This window comes from Lacticaseibacillus pantheris DSM 15945 = JCM 12539 = NBRC 106106, from assembly GCF_001591865.1.
GTDB classification, from domain to species: domain Bacteria; phylum Bacillota; class Bacilli; order Lactobacillales; family Lactobacillaceae; genus Lacticaseibacillus; species Lacticaseibacillus pantheris.
On sequence record NZ_BCVS01000036.1, the window covers coordinates 1 to 20218 of the forward strand.

Annotated in this window: 34 protein-coding genes; 28 read left to right on the forward strand and 6 right to left on the reverse strand. The window is 48.4% G+C overall.

The window, feature by feature from the left end; all coding sequences use genetic code 11:
- Nucleotides 1-122 precede the first annotated feature (122 nt).
- Complete coding sequence (locus LPA02S_RS05385; RefSeq protein WP_056956073.1) at nt 123-1256, reverse strand: tyrosine-type recombinase/integrase; 1134 nt, start codon at nt 1254-1256, stop codon at nt 123-125.
- A gap of 154 nt (nt 1257-1410) precedes the next feature.
- On the opposite strand from LPA02S_RS05385, the gene LPA02S_RS05390 reads away from it, so the two are divergent.
- Nucleotides 1411-1998 carry a hypothetical protein gene (locus LPA02S_RS05390; RefSeq protein WP_054651211.1) on the forward strand — a complete coding sequence of 196 codons (588 nt, stop codon included), beginning with the start codon at nt 1411-1413 and terminating at the stop codon, nt 1996-1998.
- Nucleotides 1999-2172: 174 nt separating this feature from the next.
- On the opposite strand, the gene LPA02S_RS05395 is transcribed toward LPA02S_RS05390, so the two are convergent.
- Genes LPA02S_RS05395 through LPA02S_RS05405 form a run of 3 tightly spaced genes read right to left on the reverse strand, consistent with a single transcriptional unit; the run spans nt 2173 to nt 3529 of the window.
- Nucleotides 2173-2733, reverse strand: a complete 561-nt coding sequence (locus LPA02S_RS05395) for a zinc ribbon domain-containing protein (protein WP_056956074.1) — start codon at nt 2731-2733, stop codon at nt 2173-2175.
- A 57-nt stretch (nt 2734-2790) separates the two neighbouring features.
- Complete coding sequence (locus LPA02S_RS05400) at nt 2791-3210, reverse strand: ImmA/IrrE family metallo-endopeptidase (RefSeq protein WP_054651215.1); 420 nt, start codon at nt 3208-3210, stop codon at nt 2791-2793.
- Nucleotides 3200-3529 carry a helix-turn-helix domain-containing protein gene (locus tag LPA02S_RS05405; RefSeq protein ID WP_056956075.1) on the reverse strand — a complete coding sequence of 110 codons (330 nt, stop codon included), beginning with the start codon at nt 3527-3529 and terminating at the stop codon, nt 3200-3202. The genes LPA02S_RS05400 and LPA02S_RS05405 overlap by 11 nt, the downstream gene beginning before the upstream one ends.
- A gap of 257 nt (nt 3530-3786) precedes the next feature.
- On the opposite strand from LPA02S_RS05405, the gene LPA02S_RS05410 reads away from it, so the two are divergent.
- Nucleotides 3787-4008, forward strand: a complete 222-nt coding sequence (locus LPA02S_RS05410; RefSeq protein WP_054651217.1) for a hypothetical protein — start codon at nt 3787-3789, stop codon at nt 4006-4008.
- On the opposite strand, the gene LPA02S_RS05415 is transcribed toward LPA02S_RS05410, so the two are convergent.
- Nucleotides 4005-4193, reverse strand: coding sequence for a hypothetical protein (locus tag LPA02S_RS05415; protein ID WP_054651219.1), 189 nt, complete (start codon nt 4191-4193; stop codon nt 4005-4007). The two genes, LPA02S_RS05410 and LPA02S_RS05415, sit on opposite strands and share 4 nt — an antisense overlap.
- A gap of 70 nt (nt 4194-4263) precedes the next feature.
- Here LPA02S_RS05415 and LPA02S_RS05420 point away from each other — a divergent pair, with 70 nt between their 5' ends.
- Genes LPA02S_RS05420 through LPA02S_RS05435 form a run of 4 tightly spaced genes read left to right on the forward strand, consistent with a single transcriptional unit; the run spans nt 4264 to nt 5629 of the window.
- Entirely contained in the window at nt 4264-4476 is a 213-nt protein-coding gene (locus LPA02S_RS05420) for a helix-turn-helix domain-containing protein (RefSeq protein ID WP_054651221.1), read from the forward strand.
- Between the two features lie 20 nt (nt 4477-4496).
- Nucleotides 4497-4958, forward strand: coding sequence for a hypothetical protein (locus LPA02S_RS05425; protein WP_056956076.1), 462 nt, complete (start codon nt 4497-4499; stop codon nt 4956-4958).
- A gap of 3 nt (nt 4959-4961) precedes the next feature.
- On the forward strand, nt 4962-5378 hold the full coding sequence (locus tag LPA02S_RS05430; RefSeq protein WP_054651225.1) for a hypothetical protein: 417 nt from the start codon (nt 4962-4964) through the stop codon (nt 5376-5378).
- Between the two features lie 2 nt (nt 5379-5380).
- A complete protein-coding gene (locus tag LPA02S_RS05435) occupies nt 5381-5629 on the forward strand; it encodes a hypothetical protein (RefSeq protein ID WP_056956077.1) in 249 nt (82 codons plus the stop codon).
- On the opposite strand, the gene LPA02S_RS05440 is transcribed toward LPA02S_RS05435, so the two are convergent.
- Nucleotides 5592-6092, reverse strand: a complete 501-nt coding sequence (locus LPA02S_RS05440; protein ID WP_056956078.1) for a hypothetical protein — start codon at nt 6090-6092, stop codon at nt 5592-5594. The two genes, LPA02S_RS05435 and LPA02S_RS05440, sit on opposite strands and share 38 nt — an antisense overlap.
- 51 nt (nt 6093-6143) lie before the next feature.
- Between LPA02S_RS05440 and LPA02S_RS05445 the strand changes: the two genes are divergently transcribed.
- The 22 genes from LPA02S_RS05445 (at nt 6144) to LPA02S_RS05540 (ending at nt 20145) form a co-directional block, all read left to right on the forward strand.
- Nucleotides 6144-6323, forward strand: coding sequence for a helix-turn-helix domain-containing protein (locus tag LPA02S_RS05445; RefSeq protein ID WP_054651229.1), 180 nt, complete (start codon nt 6144-6146; stop codon nt 6321-6323).
- 106 nt (nt 6324-6429) lie between these two features.
- On the forward strand, nt 6430-6657 hold the full coding sequence (locus tag LPA02S_RS05450; RefSeq protein WP_056956079.1) for a hypothetical protein: 228 nt from the start codon (nt 6430-6432) through the stop codon (nt 6655-6657).
- A gap of 13 nt (nt 6658-6670) precedes the next feature.
- Nucleotides 6671-7162, forward strand: a complete 492-nt coding sequence (locus tag LPA02S_RS05455; protein ID WP_056956080.1) for a siphovirus Gp157 family protein — start codon at nt 6671-6673, stop codon at nt 7160-7162.
- Nucleotides 7163-7378: a hypothetical protein gene (locus LPA02S_RS05460; RefSeq protein WP_054651233.1), complete on the forward strand. Its 216-nt coding sequence runs from the start codon at nt 7163-7165 to the stop codon at nt 7376-7378.
- Nucleotides 7365-8123 (forward strand): AAA family ATPase, encoded by a 759-nt coding sequence (locus LPA02S_RS05465; RefSeq protein WP_082405481.1) that lies wholly within the window; start codon nt 7365-7367, stop codon nt 8121-8123. Before LPA02S_RS05460 ends, LPA02S_RS05465 begins: the two co-directional genes overlap by 14 nt.
- Before the next feature lie 500 nt (nt 8124-8623).
- Nucleotides 8624-9994 (forward strand): DEAD/DEAH box helicase, encoded by a 1371-nt coding sequence (locus LPA02S_RS05470; RefSeq protein WP_056956081.1) that lies wholly within the window; start codon nt 8624-8626, stop codon nt 9992-9994.
- On the forward strand, nt 9995-10537 hold the full coding sequence (locus tag LPA02S_RS05475) for a DUF669 domain-containing protein (protein ID WP_054651237.1): 543 nt from the start codon (nt 9995-9997) through the stop codon (nt 10535-10537).
- A 14-nt stretch (nt 10538-10551) separates the two neighbouring features.
- On the forward strand, nt 10552-12855 hold the full coding sequence (locus LPA02S_RS05480; RefSeq protein ID WP_056956082.1) for a phage/plasmid primase, P4 family: 2304 nt from the start codon (nt 10552-10554) through the stop codon (nt 12853-12855).
- 283 nt (nt 12856-13138) lie between these two features.
- Nucleotides 13139-13477, forward strand: a complete 339-nt coding sequence (locus LPA02S_RS11515) for a VRR-NUC domain-containing protein (protein WP_082405484.1) — start codon at nt 13139-13141, stop codon at nt 13475-13477.
- Nucleotides 13461-13673 carry a hypothetical protein gene (locus LPA02S_RS05485; RefSeq protein WP_054651239.1) on the forward strand — a complete coding sequence of 71 codons (213 nt, stop codon included), beginning with the start codon at nt 13461-13463 and terminating at the stop codon, nt 13671-13673. Before LPA02S_RS11515 ends, LPA02S_RS05485 begins: the two co-directional genes overlap by 17 nt.
- Nucleotides 13674-13823: a hypothetical protein gene (locus tag LPA02S_RS11645; protein WP_156302175.1), complete on the forward strand. Its 150-nt coding sequence runs from the start codon at nt 13674-13676 to the stop codon at nt 13821-13823.
- Nucleotides 13798-14235, forward strand: a complete 438-nt coding sequence (locus LPA02S_RS05490) for a hypothetical protein (RefSeq protein ID WP_054651241.1) — start codon at nt 13798-13800, stop codon at nt 14233-14235. The genes LPA02S_RS11645 and LPA02S_RS05490 overlap by 26 nt, the downstream gene beginning before the upstream one ends.
- Nucleotides 14232-14777 (forward strand): DUF1642 domain-containing protein, encoded by a 546-nt coding sequence (locus LPA02S_RS05495; RefSeq protein ID WP_054651243.1) that lies wholly within the window; start codon nt 14232-14234, stop codon nt 14775-14777. Before LPA02S_RS05490 ends, LPA02S_RS05495 begins: the two co-directional genes overlap by 4 nt.
- A complete protein-coding gene (locus LPA02S_RS05500; RefSeq protein WP_054651245.1) occupies nt 14777-14974 on the forward strand; it encodes a hypothetical protein in 198 nt (65 codons plus the stop codon). The genes LPA02S_RS05495 and LPA02S_RS05500 overlap by 1 nt, the downstream gene beginning before the upstream one ends.
- Nucleotides 14967-15389, forward strand: a complete 423-nt coding sequence (locus LPA02S_RS05505; RefSeq protein WP_056956083.1) for a hypothetical protein — start codon at nt 14967-14969, stop codon at nt 15387-15389. Before LPA02S_RS05500 ends, LPA02S_RS05505 begins: the two co-directional genes overlap by 8 nt.
- Nucleotides 15382-15933 (forward strand): DUF1642 domain-containing protein, encoded by a 552-nt coding sequence (locus LPA02S_RS05510; RefSeq protein ID WP_054651249.1) that lies wholly within the window; start codon nt 15382-15384, stop codon nt 15931-15933. The genes LPA02S_RS05505 and LPA02S_RS05510 overlap by 8 nt, the downstream gene beginning before the upstream one ends.
- Nucleotides 15920-16303, forward strand: coding sequence for a hypothetical protein (locus LPA02S_RS05515; RefSeq protein WP_056956084.1), 384 nt, complete (start codon nt 15920-15922; stop codon nt 16301-16303). The genes LPA02S_RS05510 and LPA02S_RS05515 overlap by 14 nt, the downstream gene beginning before the upstream one ends.
- On the forward strand, nt 16290-16754 hold the full coding sequence (locus LPA02S_RS05520) for a YopX family protein (RefSeq protein ID WP_054651254.1): 465 nt from the start codon (nt 16290-16292) through the stop codon (nt 16752-16754). The genes LPA02S_RS05515 and LPA02S_RS05520 overlap by 14 nt, the downstream gene beginning before the upstream one ends.
- A gap of 141 nt (nt 16755-16895) precedes the next feature.
- Complete coding sequence (locus LPA02S_RS05525; RefSeq protein WP_054651256.1) at nt 16896-17153, forward strand: hypothetical protein; 258 nt, start codon at nt 16896-16898, stop codon at nt 17151-17153.
- A 243-nt stretch (nt 17154-17396) separates the two neighbouring features.
- Complete coding sequence (locus LPA02S_RS05530; RefSeq protein ID WP_054651258.1) at nt 17397-17771, forward strand: DUF722 domain-containing protein; 375 nt, start codon at nt 17397-17399, stop codon at nt 17769-17771.
- Between the two features lie 729 nt (nt 17772-18500).
- Nucleotides 18501-19502, forward strand: coding sequence for a Kiwa anti-phage protein KwaB-like domain-containing protein (locus LPA02S_RS05535; protein ID WP_056956085.1), 1002 nt, complete (start codon nt 18501-18503; stop codon nt 19500-19502).
- Nucleotides 19503-19539: 37 nt separating this feature from the next.
- Nucleotides 19540-20145 (forward strand): KwaA family protein, encoded by a 606-nt coding sequence (locus LPA02S_RS05540; protein ID WP_054651264.1) that lies wholly within the window; start codon nt 19540-19542, stop codon nt 20143-20145.
- Nucleotides 20146-20218 lie beyond the last annotated feature (73 nt).

Consider the following 20218-nt stretch of genomic DNA (forward strand, 5'->3'; position numbering starts at 1 on the left):
GTCAATTATTCGTGTTTCGCGCCGTTTCGGGGCGTTGCAAAACGTTGATATATCAGTGTTCTTTGGTTCACGGCGTTTCGCGTTGTTGCATTTTATTCGGTAGATTTTCGGTGAGTTTTTGGTCACAGAATATTCAGACTGTTTACTGCTTGTCGAGTACGATCACGTCCTTCTTTGGTGGCGTGAACGTAGATTTCCATGACTACACGCATAGTCTCATCACCTAGCAAGTTCTGCATGTCTTTCGGGGTGACCTCGGGGTTACTTTCGAAAACAAGCGACGCGAAGGTGTGGCGCAGGCCATGTGTAGTTATGCGTGGCAGCTTACTATCGGGATCCAGGGTGGCGTACACGTTGCGGAGTTGCCAGTCAATGTACTGGCGAGTCAGTGGCTTGTCCTTGGCAACAGTTCTAAAAATGTATTTGCCAGGAACAGATTGTAGCCGGTATCGTCGAAGCAACGGCAGTAGCTTAGCGTTTAGTGGGATAACCCGCCGAACGCTATTTTTTGTGGGCCCAAGTGTTTGCTTGCCATTTTCGTCAGTAGTCACGGTCTTAGTCACACTGATAGTCATCGCGGCGGTGTCGAGGTCGTCCCAGCGCAGTGCCAAAGCCTCACCGCGACGCATGCCCGACATCGCCACGAGAGTAAAAAACATCTCCGGCCATATACCAGCTTTCTTGGCCGCTTGTAAGAATTCGGTTAGCTGGTCATGCTCGTAGAATTTTGGCCCGGTATGTTTGTTCGGAATTTTTGATACCGGAGTATCGACATGATCCATCGGACTGCTGTCAATAAAGCCTTTGCTGACAGCGTACCTAAACATTGCTTTTACGTACGACAGAGTCAGCTTGTAGTTAACCAGGTGCTCCGGTAGTTTGTTAGCGTAATCTTGCATAACCTGAGGAGTAGCCTTGTTTACGCGATAATTGCCAATTTGTGGCTTGATATGATTCTTCCACAGGCTCTTGATGGTGTACTGGGTGATAGGCTTGACCGACTGCTTGTGCACCTCAAACCACTTTGCGTATAAATCTTCGACAGTCATGTTATCGTCATACTCCGTCTGTATGCCGGCCGCGGCCATGGCTTTATACTCACGGTCAGCGGCGGCGTAACTGTCAAAGCGTCCACGCGTACGCTCTACCTTTTTACCGGTCAGTGGATTGATGCCGAGATAAATTTTAAAGCCATAAAATTGCTTGCCGGTTTTGGTAGCGTATTTGTATATGTGTGTGTTTGTGCGTTTTGGCATGATTATACCTCCTATGGTAGTATATTGGAGTACACAAACAGCGTTTGCGTGCGTATTAGCTCATCCCTGATTACTTTGGTCGGTAGGGGGATGAGCTTTTTTATGCTATAATTAAGTGAAAGTATTTCACGTTAAATGATATGAGGTTAACTAAATGAATGTACTGTTACAGGCAATAGTTGCTTCTGGAGCTTTAGGATACTGGAATCTGAACCATCTGCAAAATTCGGGTAAATATTCAAGCATGATGCCAAAGGAACACACTAATTCAGTTCGTGTGTTGTTCGGCCTGTACTACTTTTTAGTTATGACCTTAGCAGTTTCGTTTGTGCCATCATCGTTTGCCAAGTGGGGCATAGTGTCAATTCAGATTTTATCAATGATCATATCGGCGATTGTTGCGAATATTTTTGTATCCATTTGGATTGCGCATCGTGATACCGGTGATAGGCACGATTTAACGGCTCGTGAAAGAGCATTTTCCCAGTACGATTCTGGCGGCTATACACAGGTCGACATCTTCACAATCGACGGTGCACACGTTGCGTCGGGACTGCTAAATAATTACAATGCACTTGCTGGCGTACCAAACGATGTTGTTTTGTCAACCTTACCGAGTGGCTACAGGGCACTAAACACGATTGAGGAAGCAGAAGCAGATTCAATTCATCAAAGTGTTTACTTGGACACTCAGACTGGACTAAAGTATTACATCACTTTTTGGGATCCTGAGAAGGCGTAGCTTTTTTTGGTTCTGGAACCTTTTTGCCAACGTTAGGAAGCCCTCTGTTTTCCTTCTTGCTGTCAGGGGTTGTGTACTGAATTTTATCTATGTCCGTTTCCATCGTTTTCTGTCCTCTAATTTTCTTAGTCCATCCCAAAGCTGTCCAGGCGGGGGATGGGCTATTTTTTGTGCTTAACTAAATTTTGCAAGCGCAGCCTTTGCGTTTTCTTTTTGCCAAGGAATGCCAAGGAGCCGTTTACTAACGGTGTACTTTATACGCTCGCCGTTAGCTTCCACAACCAGAGAATCATTCAGCATACCACTAGACATTTCGATTTTTGCTCCAGGGGCCCAAACATTTTTGCCATTAAAATTGCAAGCCACATTGAGCCCAAAAATGAATACGCCGTCGTCCTCGAAATCGACTAGCACATTTTTGTTGGTTGCTATGGTAGCGATCGGCCCGACCAGAGCGGATGCTAAATGCTGTATTTGCCCGTAAATCACGTTGTCAATAGTCGTTGGAAGCCCAATTGCCTTCTTGTACTCCTTGATGCGTCCTTCTTTGAGGTCACGATACATACTGTTCCCCATAGCTGGTGGTACCGGAGTTTCTGCATTGTAGCCTTGACTAGCGGCGATAGGTTGGTCAGCGTTCGTAGTCGCGCTGTTGGTCACTGACGTTCCGCAATTAGGGCAGAACTTCGGATTTGGTGTTTCCAATTCATGACCACATTCAGGACAGAATTTCATTTCATTGCCTCCTAATTTTTCCAGCTTTTAACGTCTTCGGGTGTGGACGTATTGGTACTAGCAATTTTCGTAAAATTTTCGGACTGCGTTATAGGTCACATCGTACATATATGAAGGAATCGCAAAGGCATCCAGAAACTCGTCGATGTTGGCATCCTCTGGCTCGACCTCATCAAAGTACATTGGCGCCAGTATATCGATTGCACTTCGATTGGCCTCTGCCTCGATGCCGCGTTTTGCCGTTGGTATGTGGAAGTACACAACACCCGGGTCCTCGTGTAGGACGTGGGCTATTTCGTGTGCGGCTTGGTATGGAATTTGCCTGTGAATGTGCCAGTTATGATTGATCACAATCATGTGAGTGGCTGGGTTACTTCCACAGGGGGTATATGGACTAAGCTCACTCGTGGTCTGCACACCAACGCCGTGGTCAAGCCCATAATTTATTATCCGGGTTAGGTAGTCATCATTTTCCATCGCGTGACCCCCTAAGCAACCGACGCATTAGTTCCACATCTTCAGGCGGGATAGGCCGGCCTTCAAAAGTCATGATGACATCATCGTCGTCAATGTCGACTTGCTTTGATTTCGGCACTGACTGATTTTTTGTATCGCTTAGCAGATAGTCAACGGTTACACCGAGAACGTCGGCAACAGCTTTTAGTTTATCGGACGAAGGCGCATATCTTTTCCAGCTATAAATTGCGTTTTCACTAAGTCCGGCCTTTAAAGCCGTTGTTTTTAAGTTGTATCCACGTTTTTTTGCAGATTCTTTAATTCGTTCAACCACAGTCATATCAACATCTCCGGTCCGATAAACAAAGAAAAAGTATAAAATACTAAAATAATCAGTTGACAAAAGTATGGAATACTATTATTCTTGGTTCATCAAGTAATTAGCGACAGCTTAACAAGCCTTTAGCGGTTCGGACTTTGGCGGGAATGACCACTAAAGGATTGACGAAGTTAGGCTATTTGCTATGCCCAAATAGTACGACATTCTATACTTTTTTGCAACTACTTGATAAGAAATCATGAAAGGAGGTGAAACACATGGAACTGATTATTAAAGGATCCGCTAAAGATGTAAAAAAAATACTCCAAGCTATCGGAAGTAGCCAGGAGCATTACGAGACAAAAGCACTGATTGATATGGAAAGTGCTAAAAGCTCTTTGGAGAGTTTAGCAAAGGCGCTGTGGGCTATACAGAAAGATCATAAGCCTGTCGACTTCAACAACGTCCTTTCTAGGTTAGGCAATACGAACACCAATTAAAGCCTCCGCATTGCCGAGCTGAAAACTGCCTTGTAGATATCGATTCCATGAGGTTTTCCATCTTCACTACCGGTAGCGGAAGTAAAATCGTTGTTTTTAGCCTCTGCGCTAAGACTAGCTAAATAGGCATTCAAGTATGCCAAAGCAATTTCATGGGCACGTTGCTCTTTATCGGACATCACCATGTTAATCACCTCCTCTCGGAGGTAATTATCGCACAGAACAAATATACAGCACAGAAAGGAGGCAGCTTTTATGCCAGAACAACAGCTACAGGATGCAGCACTTGAGATTCAGATGTTGATTATCCGCAAGCGTAAGGAACGTGGGTGGTCGCAGAAGGAATTAGGCAAACACATTGGTGAGAGTGAGGCCGAGGTTAGCCGCGCAGTCAACGGGACGCTAACGCCTAAGGCCATCGCAGTTCGCCAGAAGATCTACAGCATTTTGGATATTAAGGAGGACTAGTAGAAGAAAGGCGAGACACAATGCAGGAAAAAATTAGTATAACTCGCGACGAGTTACAGCAGGTCATCGCATCGGCGGTCGCACAAGCGATGGCACCAAATACTGGCGTACGGTCGGCAGGAAAATTGTTCGAGGGCGTAACCATCCAAGCCGAAGAACTACGAGACATTAATGGTCGGTACGATATGACAGCCCGTTTAAATCGCAACGGGCTCGGCGGCCAGACATTCAGCCGGCATCAGTACAACACAACCGACTTTGCCGACCGTCCAGTAGTTGAGAGCACAGGTCCATATATCATGCAAATACATGACAGTCTACGCAAGCTGTCACTGGCACTGTATGGAGAGTCACTTAACCAGCGCATCGAACCGGTCGACCAGGTCGGCATACGACAAGCGTACAGAGAATTTCGTGACCTGTTTTTGAAGCTGTACGAAGCACGTGTGGAGGCAGTGGAAGCTGAAGACAAGGAGGTGTAATCAATGGAAGCATCATTTGGTGAACAGCTACACGAAAAGCGGTTGCTACTGAACCTATCACTGGCCGAGTTGGCGCATGACCTCAACGATTGGTTAGCAATCAACGAGCATGATTCTAAATTGGCATTCAGTAAGAGCATGATTTCTCGCTGGGAGAATGGCAAGGCAGACCCGCAGTTATCCTACGCGAACGTAGTCGATAAATACTTCATGGAACTTGGTGCAGGAAAGGTTAAGGAGGCAATTCTGATGGCACACGAAATGACATCCAAAACTCAAGGAATCGAAGAGGAAACCGAAGTCGTTAATAAAATAATCGACTTGTTAACGCAAAAAGGCTTCACACTCAATAACTTTGATGCGGTTATTGCACGCGTAAAGTCTTACTACGAAAAGAACGCCACTATTAAGGAGGACTAACTATGGATAAATCAGCAGACATGGAAGACTGGAAAACAGAAACCGCACGTGAACATTATCTCCAGTCATTCAAGCGGAACAACCAACCTAATGAACTTTATGAACTTTTTAGCGCCGATGTAGCAGAGTGTGGAAAGCAGATTGTTGAGCTGTTAAAAAAAGAAGACTTAACGCACGACCAAGCGTACGCAAGTCTTCAATATGCCTACAACATTATTCAGTATCAGGCAAATTTTTTGAAACTAAGCTGACGGGTGTTACTTCGCCAAGCACATCAGTGCTGATGAACGGCAGTGAGATACCACCATCGAGTGACCGATAGTTCCAAACAGTATCAGTATCGGGTTTAGCGATTTGTGTACTTTCCAAGTCCAGGTTGGATACCAAAGCAGAAAGTTTTCCAAGCAAAAGCTCTGGTACATCGTCAAAGAAACTATTGCTGATAAGGTTGTCGTCACCAAAATGGAAATTGGATAGTACCTGGTGGCGTATTAGGCCAAATAGGTTGTCTTTCACAGCTAAGTTTGACTTGAGATCATTAACCATCTCGATACCGATTTCACGCTTAATCACTGGTACGCCCTGATAGACGTAATAGGTTTCAAAAGTTGCAATGCCTAACTTTGATTTCCAAACCAAATCATGAGCGGACTTAGCCTTTTTATCAAAAATGGTTAAAGCAAACTGTAGAGCCTGTGCATCGTTCCAATTCATTTTATCACCTCCTCTCGGAGGCAATTATCTCACTAGGAAGGACTGATTAACATGGACAAACCACGCTATTTAAACACGTCCGCTGCTGCACAGTACATGGGCGTATCCCGTGCAACGTTCTGGCGGTGGAATCAGCACGAGCCGCTGCCGTCAGTCGTCATCATGGGCAAGGTACTGTACGACACCCACGACCTAGACATGTACGCCAGCAATCACAAAGTGAGGGTATAGCCATGCTAGATTTCAGCACATTATTTTTACTCACGCTAGCACTTGCGGTCATCATCACTGCCGCGGGCGACACGCTATACAACCACATTGAAGGGAGGTGAGCACAATGGAATTTTGGCAAACAAGCCCACAGGCGATCTACGACCGCGTGGCGGAGTTACGACTAGCAGCAGCTAAGGATATGTCATACAGTCTATGCGGAGACAACGTCGGCGAGCTGGATAGCGCACAGATAGCCGCCATCGAGTTTCGTATCCTTGACGAACTGGCTAGTGATATCGAAGCAATGGAGCACGAAAAAACCGACACGGTCACACCCGTATCGGCAGAATAGAAAGGATATCTATATGACTACATTATATCACCTAACAGCGCAGGAAGAGAAGCTCCGTGCGCTGGGCAACGAAGACACACTAGATCCACACGTGTTAGCTGACACCATGGAGTCCATCCAAGGTGAGATTGAGGACAAGCTCATCAGCTACGTACACGTTGCTGAAGAAGAGAACGCCACCGTGGACGCTATTGACAAGAAAATTAAGTCGCTCCAGGCCCGCAAGAAGTCCCATCGCAATCTCGCTATGCGGCTGATGGAGACCGCTAAGGCGACCATGGAAGCACACGACTGGCAGAAGATTGAGACCGACGAAACGTTAGTCCGCGTCCGCAAGAACCCGACGAGCGTCGACATCGTGGACGAAAGCAAGCTACCCGTCGACACGCTGGTCGAGCACACCGAGTATCGGCCGGATAAGAGTTTGATTAAGAAACGGCTACAGGCTGGCGATGAAGTGAACGGGGCGATTTTGAAGCAGACAACACGACTGGAGGTCAAGTAAATGGAACTACCAGAAACCGATGACATGCTCGTCATCCACACTAAAAAGCAACGTCAGGGTACCGCACCAGTGTTCATCAGTATTCCGACCCATCGAAAGCTGAAAGCCATCGCTGGTGAAACTAACGTCTCCATGCGCGACCTGATGGAGCAAATCGTACAGTTTGGTCTGGCACACATGGTAATCAAGGGCGGTGACGACAGTGCAACCGATTAAATCAGCGTCCAGTCTATCCCGCACCAAAAACTGGCGTGTGTTGCTATATGGCAAGCCCGGCGTGGGTAAGACGACCGCCATCAGCTATCTAAAAGGTAAGACGCTGGTGTTGGATCTAGACGACTCCAGCAAGGTGCTGGCCGGTTTGCCAAACATCGACGTACAACCATTCGACCGCAGCAAGCCGTCGGAGGAATGGAAAGATTTTCTCACCAATCTCAACAGCCGTATCAATGGATACGACAATCTGGTGGTCGATAATGTTTCTGCATTTGAGAAGGACTGGTTTGTGGAGCGTGGCCGAGAAAGCAAGAACGGTATCGGCAACGAAATTCAAGATTATGGACAGTGGGGAAACTACTTCTCGCGGGTGCTTACAACTGTTTTTATGGACGCGCCCATTAACGTCCTGGTCACCGCTTGGGAAAACACGCGCAACATCACTGCCGAGTCCGGCCAGTCGTTTTCCCAGTATGCGCCAGCTATCCGTGACAGCGTGCGTGACGGACTGCTGGGACTGACGGACGTCGTAGGGCGGTTAATGGTCAACCCCAAGACGGGTGGCCGCGGGGTCATCCTGGAGGGCACAGACGCCATCTTCGCGAAAAACAGGCTAGACCACCGGACCAGTGCGCCGATCGAAGAACTGTTTGCGTTTGGAGGTGACGGGGATGAGCAGAGTAATAGACAATCCGCTGTACGCAGTGTGGAACACGATGAGGCAACGCTGCCAAAATCCAAATAACCACAAATATTCAAGATACGGCGGGCGCGGCATCACAATCTGTGATGAGTGGAACAAAAACTTTTGGGCATTCGATTCGTGGGCTAGAGCGAATGGCTACCAGCGTGGGCTAACGATTGACCGAATTGACGTCAATGGCAACTATGAACCTAGCAATTGCCGGTGGGCTGACCAGAAAACGCAACAAAACAACCGAAGCAATAACTTCAGGCTGACTGTAAACGGTGTTACACACACGGCAAGCGAGTGGTCAGAAGTTTCGAAATTCAGTGCGGCGGCGATTCGCGACCGATACGAAAAACAAGGGAGGTCGGCTCACGACTCTGTATATGGTGAAGACCCACGCCCAGTGTTAATCACCATCGACGGAGTTACCAAAAACATGCACGAATGGAACCAAACCATGGGATACCGACGCAACCTAATCCATTCACGGGTGGAACGTGGGTGGGACCCAATTCAGGCAGTGCTGACACCGCCAAGAAAGGGGAATTATCGGCATGGGTGAGCTTCGGCCATATCAGCAAAAGCTTGTGGACGCGGCTCGTAGATCGCTTGCTTCAGGAAACCAACGTGTGTTAGTTCAGTCGCCGGCAGGTTCTGGAAAGACAGCCACGATGGCAGAGATTGCCCGAATGACTACCGAACGCGGAAACGAGGTTCTGTTTATCGTTCATCGGCGCGAAATAGTTGAACAGGTCAAGCGAACCTTTACGGCGTGGGGCGTTAACATGAATCACTGCTATGTCGGAATGGTTCAAACCGTAACCCGTCGGCTGGAGAAGTTGAAACCACCACAATTAATATTATGCGATGAGGCCCATCACTCGCTGGCAATCAGCTACAAGCGAATATTCGAGCGGTTCCCAGAAGCGTCGCTAGTTGGATTCACAGCAACACCAAGTCGATTATCCGGCAACGGTATGGGTGAGGTATACCAGGACCTAATTTTGGGCCCGAAAGTTGACTGGCTTATCGACAACAACTATCTCGCACCATTTGACTACTATGCGCCAACGTTGATTGACGTTAACAAGTTAAAACGTGACTCCACAGGAGACTTTAGCAATAAGTCTATGGATGACGCCATCAAAGTCAGAGCAATTTTTGGGAATGTTCTCAAGACGTACAAACGGCTTGCAGAAAACACCAAGACAATCGTATACACCCACAACGTACAATCGAGCATTGATACCGCCAAGGCTTTCAATGCCGCCGGTTATCCAGCGGAACAGGTAGATGGTAAAACGTCAGTCAAGACGCGATCAAGGGTAATGAACAGCTTTCGAACAGGAAAGACGCTGATTCTAGTCAACGCCGAACTGTTCGGGGAAGGTGTGGACGTGCCGGATTGTCAGACTGTGATTATGCTTCGACCGACTGACTCACTGACACTGTTTATTCAGCAATCAATGCGGGGCATGCGCTACCGACCAGGCAAACGTGCGGTGATTATCGACCACGTTGCGAATGTATGGCGGTTCGGGCCGCCGGACATGCCGCGTAACTGGACACTGGACAACCGCAAAAAACGCACGCGTAAGCAAGACGACGCACCAGCGATTAGGACGTGCCCACAATGCTTCGCGGTTATTCCCGGTGGTGTCACGGTTTGCCCGGTTTGCGGGTTCATCCAGCCGAAGCAGGTCGCTAAGCCACAGGATGTGGACGAGACGGCAAAGCTAAAAAAGGTCACGACCGCCGATTTTAAAATGCAAGTCCATCACCCAGACCGACGCGATCCGGAACAAGCAAATAATTTTGAAGACCTAGCCAGCATCGGCAAAACCCGCGGGTACAAGCCGGGCTGGGCCTACTACCAAGCAAAAGCACGCGGCTTTAAACTGCCGCAGAAAAAGAGGAGAGCATAAATGGCATTTATGAAAGCTGACTACAGCAAAAATCAAGAGAACAGTTACGAACCATTACCGACGGGTGATTACGAGATGATTATCACTCAGGCTGGTGAACGGGCCACGCCGAACGGGGCAGAGTCACTGCAAATCCGCCTGACTGTCCGGAATGACTTGGACGAAGCACTGCCGAACACGAACGGCAAGTACCACAACCGCGTGGTTTTCTGGGACAACTGGCGTCGTAAGGCGACCAGCGAGTACGACCTCGACCAACTACAGTACGTGCTTGACGCGGCCAAGATTCCTGAAGGCACGGTGCTCAATAGCATTGACGACTTTGCCAACGCCATCCTGCACAAGCCGGTGCTGGTGCACGTCAAGAAAGCCAAGAATGACTACAACGGCGAAGTACGCGACATCAATACGGTAGCCCCGTGGGATGTACACGAAACGAAGTTCGCCACCGTACAGCACGAATTCTCGCAGACGGATGAGGCAGCCGGCAGTCAGCAGAACGATGGCGGTATCGACGTCACGGACGACGACTTGCCGTTCTAAGCGGAGGACAGTAAATGTATGAGCAGATACCGGCAGAACTTCAGTCCCTAGCTCAATGGGGGCTGTATCAAAAAATCTGGCAGCCTGAAAAACAGAAGTATACGAAGATTCCGTACAGTGCGAAGACGGGTACACAGACGTCCACAACAGATAGCAAGCAGTGGGTGACATTTGACGAAGCTAAAACGGCACTGGCTGCATACTCGATGGACGGACTCGGCTTTTTCTTCGCGAACGGGTATATCGGTGTAGACGTTGACCACATTGGCGGTGAAATTGCTCGCTACCGTGACGGCGACATCACCGACAATCAAGCGTATGAATTTATGGCCGCAATGCACAGCTACACCGAGGTCAGTATGTCCGGCGAGGGCATCCACATCATCGGTAAGGGGCATATCCCTGGTGACCGGCGACGGTCTGGTGACGTGGAGATGTACGATTCTGGGCGATTCTTCGCCATGACCGGCAATCGTCTGGGGCCGTACAACGTGGTCACCATGCCGAACGAAGCGAAGTTTAAACGGTTATACACGAAGTATCTGGAACCCAAGAAAGTCATCGCGATCCATCAAGACCGCGATGACGGTGGACCGAACAACATGCCGGCCGACGAGATTGTCGCCAAGATGCTCGCCAGCAAGACCGGCCAGCGTATCAAGCTACTGCTTAATGGTGGTTGGGAGCAATTTTACCCATCACAGTCCGAAGCCGACCTGGCGTTTGCCAACGACTTAGCATTTTGGACGGGCCGCGACTACAGCAAGATGGATGAAATTTTTCGGCAGTCGTCACTCATGCGCGGAAAGTACGACGAGAAGCACGGCAAGACGACGTATGGCGCGGGTTTGCTCAACAAGGCCATCAACGACACCGACCACATCTATCATCCAGAGCGAGAACCGCTGAAATACAAGCTCAACTTCGGACACAAGAAAGATGGCAAACCCAAGGACTTCCCGCCGCACTCGTGGGACGACACTGGTAACGCACAGCGGCTGGTGGATCGCTTCGGTGATGTACTCCGGTGGTCACCAATCGATAAAGCCTGGTATGCGTACAACGGCAGTTTTTGGACGATTGATACGACTGGCGAGCTGGGCAAGATGGTCGACCTGACCATCGACGACTTGAAAAACGAGAAAATCATCTGCCCACCAGAGGTAAAGCCGGAGGACATGCAGCAGAAATGGGCCGCGTTTATGAAGACTAGCCGTCAGCACCGCAGTAAGAACGCAATGGTGGAAGAGTCCAAGCATCGCCTGACCGTCCAACCGGATGAGTTCGACCGCGACAGCATGCTATTTAACGTCGACAACGGCTACATCGACCTAGCGAGCGGCGAGCTCCACGACCACGAAGTTAAGCAGATGTTTAGTCAGCAAGGCAACTTTGAGTACACCGATAAGGTCGACGCGCCCGAGTGGCAACGATTCTTGGAACAGATATTCGATGGCGATACAGCGTTGATTGAGTACCTGCAAAAAGCGCTGGGCTATTCACTCACCGGGAGTACTAAAGAGCAGGTCATGTTTATTCTGCATGGTAAAGGACGCAACGGTAAATCAATCTTTCTGGAAACAGTCTCAAACATCATGGGTAGCTATGCTAAGACCATTCAGGCTGAAACCATCATGGTGCACCGGCAGTCCGGGCCAAATAGTGACATTGCCCGACTCAAAGGCGCACGACTGGTTACGTCGAGTGAACCGAACGAAGGCTACCGACTGGACGAAGGCCTGGTCAAGCAATTGACCGGTGGCGACAAAGTCACGGCCCGCAAGCTATACGGCCAAGAGTTCGAGTTCGAACCGCAATTTAAGCTCTGGCTGGCGACCAACCACAAGCCAATCATTCGTGGGACCGACGACGGTATCTGGCGGCGGCTGATGCTCATCCCGTTTCGGGTGCAGATACCGGACGATAAAGTCGACCGTGACCTCAAGTACAAGCTGGAGCGCGAGTCCATCGGCATTCTCAATTGGATGGTGGACGGCGCGCTGAAATGGCAACGTGAGGGCTTAACCGCTCCGGATGTTGTCGTCGAGGCCAGCAAAAACTACCGGTCAGAGATGGATGTGCTCACCGCGTTTGTCGAGGACGTCGGAGAGGTGGGACCGGGATATACCTGGAAAGCCAATGAAGCGTTTAAGGCATATAAAAACTGGGCGAGTGAAAATGCCCAGTACATGATGAGTAGCACAAAATTTGGTAAAGAGATGGCGGACAAATATCCGCGAAAACACACAATGTACGGCAATGTGTACCAAGGTGTGAGACCGATTACAGACCCGCGATTAAATTTTGCCAATAATTAACTTATATTTAATTGTTGTTTAATAATATGAAGGGTACATGAAGGCCCTACGAACGGCTGTGAGCCGCATAGCACCGGGCGCTGAGCCCCTATTATGAACCATATGAAGGGTTACTTCTGAAAGTATTTATAAGTAATAAAAGTATATATATAGGGATACTTTCCGCGATTACCCTTCATATCCGTCATAAAACGGGTTGAACCTTTACAGCGACGCGGGATGCAGCGTGCAACTGACCCTTCATATTGCCTTCATGGGTCGTCATATACGAGGAGGCGTAGCTATTAAGTCAGAACATGCAATTCAGTCGGAGATAATGCTGGCCGTTTCGCGACATGGGTGCACCATTATCCGGACGAATGTCGGCACAGTACGAACCCAGGACGGACGCCTGTTTTCGGCAGGACCGCCACCTGGGTGGCCAGATCTAACCGGATTCCGGCACAGTGATGGCCGCATGATTTTAATTGAGTGTAAAAACGCCCGTGGTCGTCTGCGCGAAGACCAGAAACGCTTTGCGGCGATGATTAAGCGATACCCAGCCGTAATTTACGGCGTGTGTCGGTCAGCAGAGGACGCGGTGAGATTAATCGAAGGAGATAACGATGGAAAAAGTAATTGATACGTATTATCTGGTGAAAATTGGCAACGGCTGGCTTGAACAAATCGAAAGAATGGATGAATCCGGCGCAGAGGGAGTCTTCATTGCCAATTTATATAACCGAGCTGTGAAATTCGGTAAAAAGAAAGCACAGGCACTTGCTGATAAGTGGGACGGCGAAGTGGTCACTATTAATATAACATCGGAGGACAACTAAATGTATGTGGAAGTAAACGACGGCCACAGCCAGCGGGTGACAACCTATCACCGGGCAAACGGCCAGGAAGCTAAGCGGTACGCCGACATCGACGACCTGCAAATCGGACAGGTGGTGGACGCATATGCACAAGCGAATATCAGCAAGTAAACAACAGGAGTACGACATCCGGCACCAGCTATCGCCCGCCGAGCAACTGAAGTGGGACCGCAAGCAGGCGGCCAAGAAGTCGGCTGACGCATACCGCAGACGGCGCGAACAGCTACGCAAGCGGCACGAGCGTGACCATGCGCTGATGGCGGCCGTACACACGATTGAGGACACCTACGGCAGCATCGCGGACGCACCAGCCGGCAGTCCAGAAGTCACGGCAGTGCGGTTGATTGTGGATGCACAACCAGCACCAGCAAAGCCGGTGGTGACACGTGAGATGGCAATGTACTACCGAACGTACAAGGCAATCGGCGACCAGAAGCGGGCAACGAAGGCGCTGGGTATCGGCATACAGACGCTACGCAACGCAATCGTGGCCGTGGAAGAAAATGGAGGACTTGGGAAATGAGCTTATACGCAATTAAAGATGAAGACGGGGAGCTGCGGGACACAACGTGGGACAGTCCAAACATCACCCGAGAATTTTACGCGTACACTGACGTCAGTGTTGATGACGCTACAAGAGAAGCGGCTAAACACCGCGATAGCCGTGTCGTCGAGCTGGTCGAGAAAGCAGAGCCGGTGGAAGTAGGCAAGTACACCGGGGAGCTACTAACTAGTTTGAAGGAGGAAGTTGGCCATGGGTTAACGACGCACAGTGCTAATTATTACGTTACCAAGCTTAAGTGTCAGCACGATATGTCCATCGAAGACATCTTCCGTGCCCTAGACGTCGGCTGGACGGTCAAGCAACCGCAGCGGTGGTACGTCAAAGCACCGGAAGAGTGGGCGGGCGACGAGAAAACGAGTTGGTTATACAAGGGCCTTGATGGCGCTATTAACACCGTGCGCGACAGCTCACGTAGTCGTACTTCTGACGAGCAGTTTACCGCCGAGGAAATCGAGCGATACCGCCTAGGCGGATTCGAGAAAGTGGGGGTAGAAGACTGATGGACGAGGTCGAATATAAGTACTATCGCAAATGCATTAGTGATGCGAAGGACGCCATGTGGGACATTACAAACTCGATTGATCCTGATGGTGATGTGGCTCTCGAAGCACTAGATGATGCAATTACAGATATTGGCGACGCTTTAGATGCCGCAGATAGTGCGCTTGATGATGTGGAGGTGACCGACCATGACTAAAAGTCCTGAAACTAAGGCTTGGCGGTCAGCCGTATACCAAGCCGCAACTGCCAAAGACGTGTCTTTGATGGGCATGTATGGCGAAGTTAGAGTGGGCAGCCTTGGCAGTATCGTCCAGTACTTGATGACTGCTGGTGGTGGCCCTCAAACGATTCAGTTACGCATTAATGCACTAATCGACAACACGGTACAGCTGGGTTACGACGAGCACTATCTCTGTCACGGCGATGCTGGACTTCTGGCGGCAAATCGTATTGCTGACCTGAAGGACAAAAGCTATTATGGCGTGCACTATGACGACCTTAAAAACGCACTCGAACAGATTTGCAAAGAGATTGCCTGCCAGGCTGCTGCATGTGGTCTATCGTATAGCGAATATGTAATAGGGAAAATGAAGGAGGCAAATCATGACTAGCATGTGGATGGTGCAAAACGATGACGGACGGTATCTGGGCTGGTCCGAAGAATTCGATACGTTTGAATTTATGGACAACAATGCTGGCTATGCATTTAATCACGACAATGCAGTACATTACATTCGGGCATGTGGCGGTCACCTAGTCGAGATGGTGCCAGCAAAGGCTAAGGTACCCGTGAACCAAGAAGAGGCGGACGTGCTGGAAAAGGCTAAGAATCCAAGGTACCGACCATCTGTCGCGATTACAAGTTATTCCAACGGCCATGGTGGTGCATTACAGGGCAACGACCTTGAAGACCGTCTCATACGTGCCTATGTCAACGGCTACACGGTAGTCGAGCCGACGAAGTACAACGTTAAGGTGCCGCACACGACTGATGGAACGTATTACACGAAGACTTCAGCCGGAATCGGCACCGCTTATCGGGCGGCTAATCACCAGGAAACCCAGCAGTTCACCATGGCCGAAATCAAGCACTACGGCCTGGAGGACTGCGAGCGCGAGGAAATCAATACGGAGGATAGCGATGGTGTGGACTAAATGGGCCGTCACAGTCAATGGCGGTGACCTAGATGACTTTGAGGAGGTCGTATCCGCGCTGGAGGACGAACGGCCAGAATTCCGCCGTGCCCTCGAGGGAGCCACAGCCATGCTGGGAAAGATGATTCAAATGCCAGCCACAACATGGCTAAGTCACATCATCTACTACGGAGACCGCCAAAAAATGAATACCTTGGTTAAAGGTGGTAAGTTCCCCGCATACGATGTTGTGGTGAAGCTAAGTCATACTCCTAGAGTGCAACCAACTAAAAAGCAATGGCTCGCCATCACAAATGTCTTTATGTGGACGAAGTATGGTGTGAAGTTTAGTCGGGAAGATGTACAGGAGGTGCGGCATGAGAGAGATTAAGTTTCGGGCGGCGAGCGCGCAGGCACCTGAAGATGTGGTGCGGTGGATATACGGAGCATATGTGAAGCATTTGCCTTATACACCAGCACCCATAGCTAATGGCCCAATTCCAGAGTACGACTACGAGTACGCAATCGTCCACGACGGATTTAGTGATTGGCAGATGCCACGTAACTTGGAGGCTACTCCTATACGCCCAGAGACGGTGGGAGAGTACACCGGCTTGCACGACCGCAACGGCAAGGAAATTTACGAAGGTGATGTACTGCGTGATGAAAATGGCGACCTATACAAAGTCAAGTTTGACGGCGGCCAGTTCCAGCCACTGTTGCGTTATGGTGGCACACAGGTGGCCATCGAGAGCATTGTCGACATGGCAGACTACAGTAGCGTCATCGGCAACATTTACGAGAACCCGGAATTGCTGGGGGCGCGCGATGAGCAAAAATAAAGGCCATTGGCGTCGTTGCGCCTGGTGCTACAAGAAGTTTGTTTGGTACGAAGGAGGCTACGGAATCGATACGGACGTGTATTGTAGCCACGACTGTTACGCGGAAGCATTGGCAGACATCGACCCGTGGGGAGGCTACGGATGGTAGAAACCTTTAAATCGTACATCGGCGGTCTGGTCAAGTCGGCCGCGATGGGCGAATTACCGGACGAGCCACGCCTGTACTACCTCGTGCGCTACTACCCGCATGCCGCACAGCATGACTACTACCTGACGCGGTCAGGACACACACGGGTGGAGCTACCGGGATACCGATATCCGGACGCGCAATGGACGTGGGACGAATGCGAACGCGTGGACAGCAAGCACCAATACAAACGCGTGCTGGTGGAGGAATGATAATGCTAACGTTTTTAAACTTCATATTTTGGCTAATAGTAGGCGTGTTCGCGATTGCCATCATCTCGAGTGTCGCGTTTACAGCCTACATCATATACTGCGTGATTCGAGGTGACGACTAATGCCAGATACACCAGAGGGCATACCTGCGGGAGCGGCGCAGGCGTATGAAGAATATCTAAGAGAGCAAGGTGACTAACTATCGAAGAGTTATCAAAACGGCGTTTAGCGGAGTTAGATGAATTGTTTGAAGACTACCAGACTATCGACCACGATATCCGTGTGCGAGAGTATGAGCTAGATCATCCCATCCCTGAGCAGGACGACAACATCGGTGGTGGACGGTCAACCGTCATTGCTCGACCGCAAGAACGCATTGCCATCAAGCGTGACGATGACCGACGGCTACAGTATCTGTATAAGCTAAAGCGGGACTGCCACGCTGTGATTGCGGCGATGGACGAGAGCCAGTACAGCCTGTACCAGCTACGCTATCAGCACTGTGGTTACTATAGTTGGGCAGAAGTAGCCGACCAACTGCATATAGGCAGGTCAGCAGTGTACCGAAAGCGATTCGCACTGCTAAGCCTGCTAGCAAAGCAACGCGGAATAATTTAGTGGTTTTAACATTTTGGGACAAAAACAGGTGGTATTCCCACTGATAAACGATTTAAATTGTAGTATAGGCATTTGAGATTGAGGCATAACAGTCATGCAGCTCACCACCTAATGCCTAGTGCGTGTGCATCGGAAGCCATCATATAGCAGCGGTTCGAGTCCGCTGGCACGCATAGTAATAACACAGTTGGTAAACCAAACGTGTGCATACATGCTGACGCGTGCGGTGGAATGAAGCGCAGAGATAGCACTACGCGAAGTGCTATGAAAGCTGCCACAACCAGGGCTCGGAAACCATCGCCTGGACAGCAAGTGCAATCGTAGCTCAGCTGGCAGAGCCAGAAAGCCTTTAGAGTGGCTGAAAGGTCGCGGGTTCGAGTCCCGTCGGTTGCATATCCGCTTATCCTTCAGTGGGTACGAACGGAAAACAAACCATGCGGCTCACGACTGGAAGAACCCCGCGAAAAATGGAAAAGGAGCCAGTCATCCTTAATACATTGGCCATGTTTGGTGGTATCTTGGCCATTATGCGAGCAGCAGACAAGGGAAGGCATTGATACCGGTTACTGGACGGTGCAACTCCGTCCGCTCGCTTTGTACTAGTTGACTTGCAAACTAATGTTTGTATATAATGCCAGTACATCCAAATATTGTTTGTTGGTGATGGGGACCCACCCACCACCATTTTTGCTATACTGAGGTCACAAACAATGTTTGGAGGTAACAAATATGGAACTTGAGGGGCTTGATAATTTATATCAGCAGGCAAGGACACTTAAGAAAACACACGATTATATCGGCAATGTAGAACTGTATTTATTACGGTATCGAACCCGAACCAATAAAAAAACTCACCAAAAGGAATATTTCCCGTCCTTTTATGCTCCATTGACTGAACCTGGCGTTCAAGAAGCGCTGTTAGAAAATTTTATTAGTTCAGAAACTACCTATGAAGGATCAGATTTGTCGAATTATGCATTCAATGGTGGGGAAGCTGATTCTGTTTCATATCTGACTAAAGGTGATTATTCTAACATCAATAATTTAGTAGATTTGTTGGTTGCTAAAAATGACTTTCAGACTGACCTAAGAAAGCTAACTATCAATGCTTTGAAATGCTACATCGTCAGAATTGCGCTTCCTAATAACGAATACATGTACTTTTTTGGGGGTATAAAGAATTATTCTCAGCTTCAGAAAAAAGGAATAATTGTTCATAAATCCATAAACGATTCAAAACTAAAGAAATTCGATTTGAATAATACTATTGGTTTTAGCTTAGGCGTTTCACTGATTCTGTATAATGATATTTTATATGTTGCCAATGTGAAAAGCTTTGAGACCTTCTTTAGGATGTCCGAATATTATAAGACGGAGTCGGAAAACATTATTGACACTGTTCTTCAGGGAAGCAAAATCCAAGAAGACACCCTCGTTGGTTTGCGAACAGTCACGAGAAAAGATTCAGTAATTGCAAAGTCAGTTTCTAAATTGAAGTTCAGAGCCGAGAGGGTCAATAAGTTGTTCGATGCTCTTAACGATACAGTGTTTAAAACTGTTATGAGCGATAAAGTATTTATCAATTCATTTCATCACGTAATGTTTGAAAATGATCTCTTGAAGGTTAAAGATCCAACAGATAAAAAGCAAATTAAAGAATTGATCAGGTTTATCGCAGATACAGCACAAAAGTCGCCGATTACTGATGAGTCATCTGTGGGAAAATTTTAGCATTAGCGGTCAGCCGTTTCTAGAGGGGCTAATCATTATGAATTTTTTTTGGAAATGGTCAATGTATATCATGTCTTATGTGCCACTATACGTATTAATCTGCATACAACATGCCAGAATATTAATAGGCATGTGGGATTGTCGCGATAACTTTTCCGCTTTTGCTTTGCATCATGTTTATGGAGTAGTCACCATGTTCGTGATGATTGTTTTGCTAAGTTGGTCAGCGATTGTTTATTCTCTGATTATCCATGCAAGAACAATCAGTAATGAACCAATTGGTAAGTATGAAGACGCAGGAGAAGGAACTTTAAATTATCTTGCAACCTTCATTGTTCCAATGATATCGTTAGATATTTCAGATCCTTCGACTCTTGTGGCAAATCTTATTTTGTTCTTAATTTTGGGACAATTATATACTATGGGAGATTTGCTTTACTTGAATCCAGTTTTCACATTGTTTGGATACCACGTTATTCGGGATACAAACAATAAAAGCATTCTTTTTAGTAAGCTCACTATTTCAGAGCTACATGATTACGGCAAAAGTGATTTGAACCAAGTGCAAGTTTCTATTTTAGGTTACACAGGTATAAAGATATTGAGAAAGGTAATTGAAAACGAGAAAACAATACAGGAATAATTCACTAACTTGTTTTATTTACGCAAGCACTCCACCAAACGGTGAGGTGCTATTTTTATATATAATTTCAGAA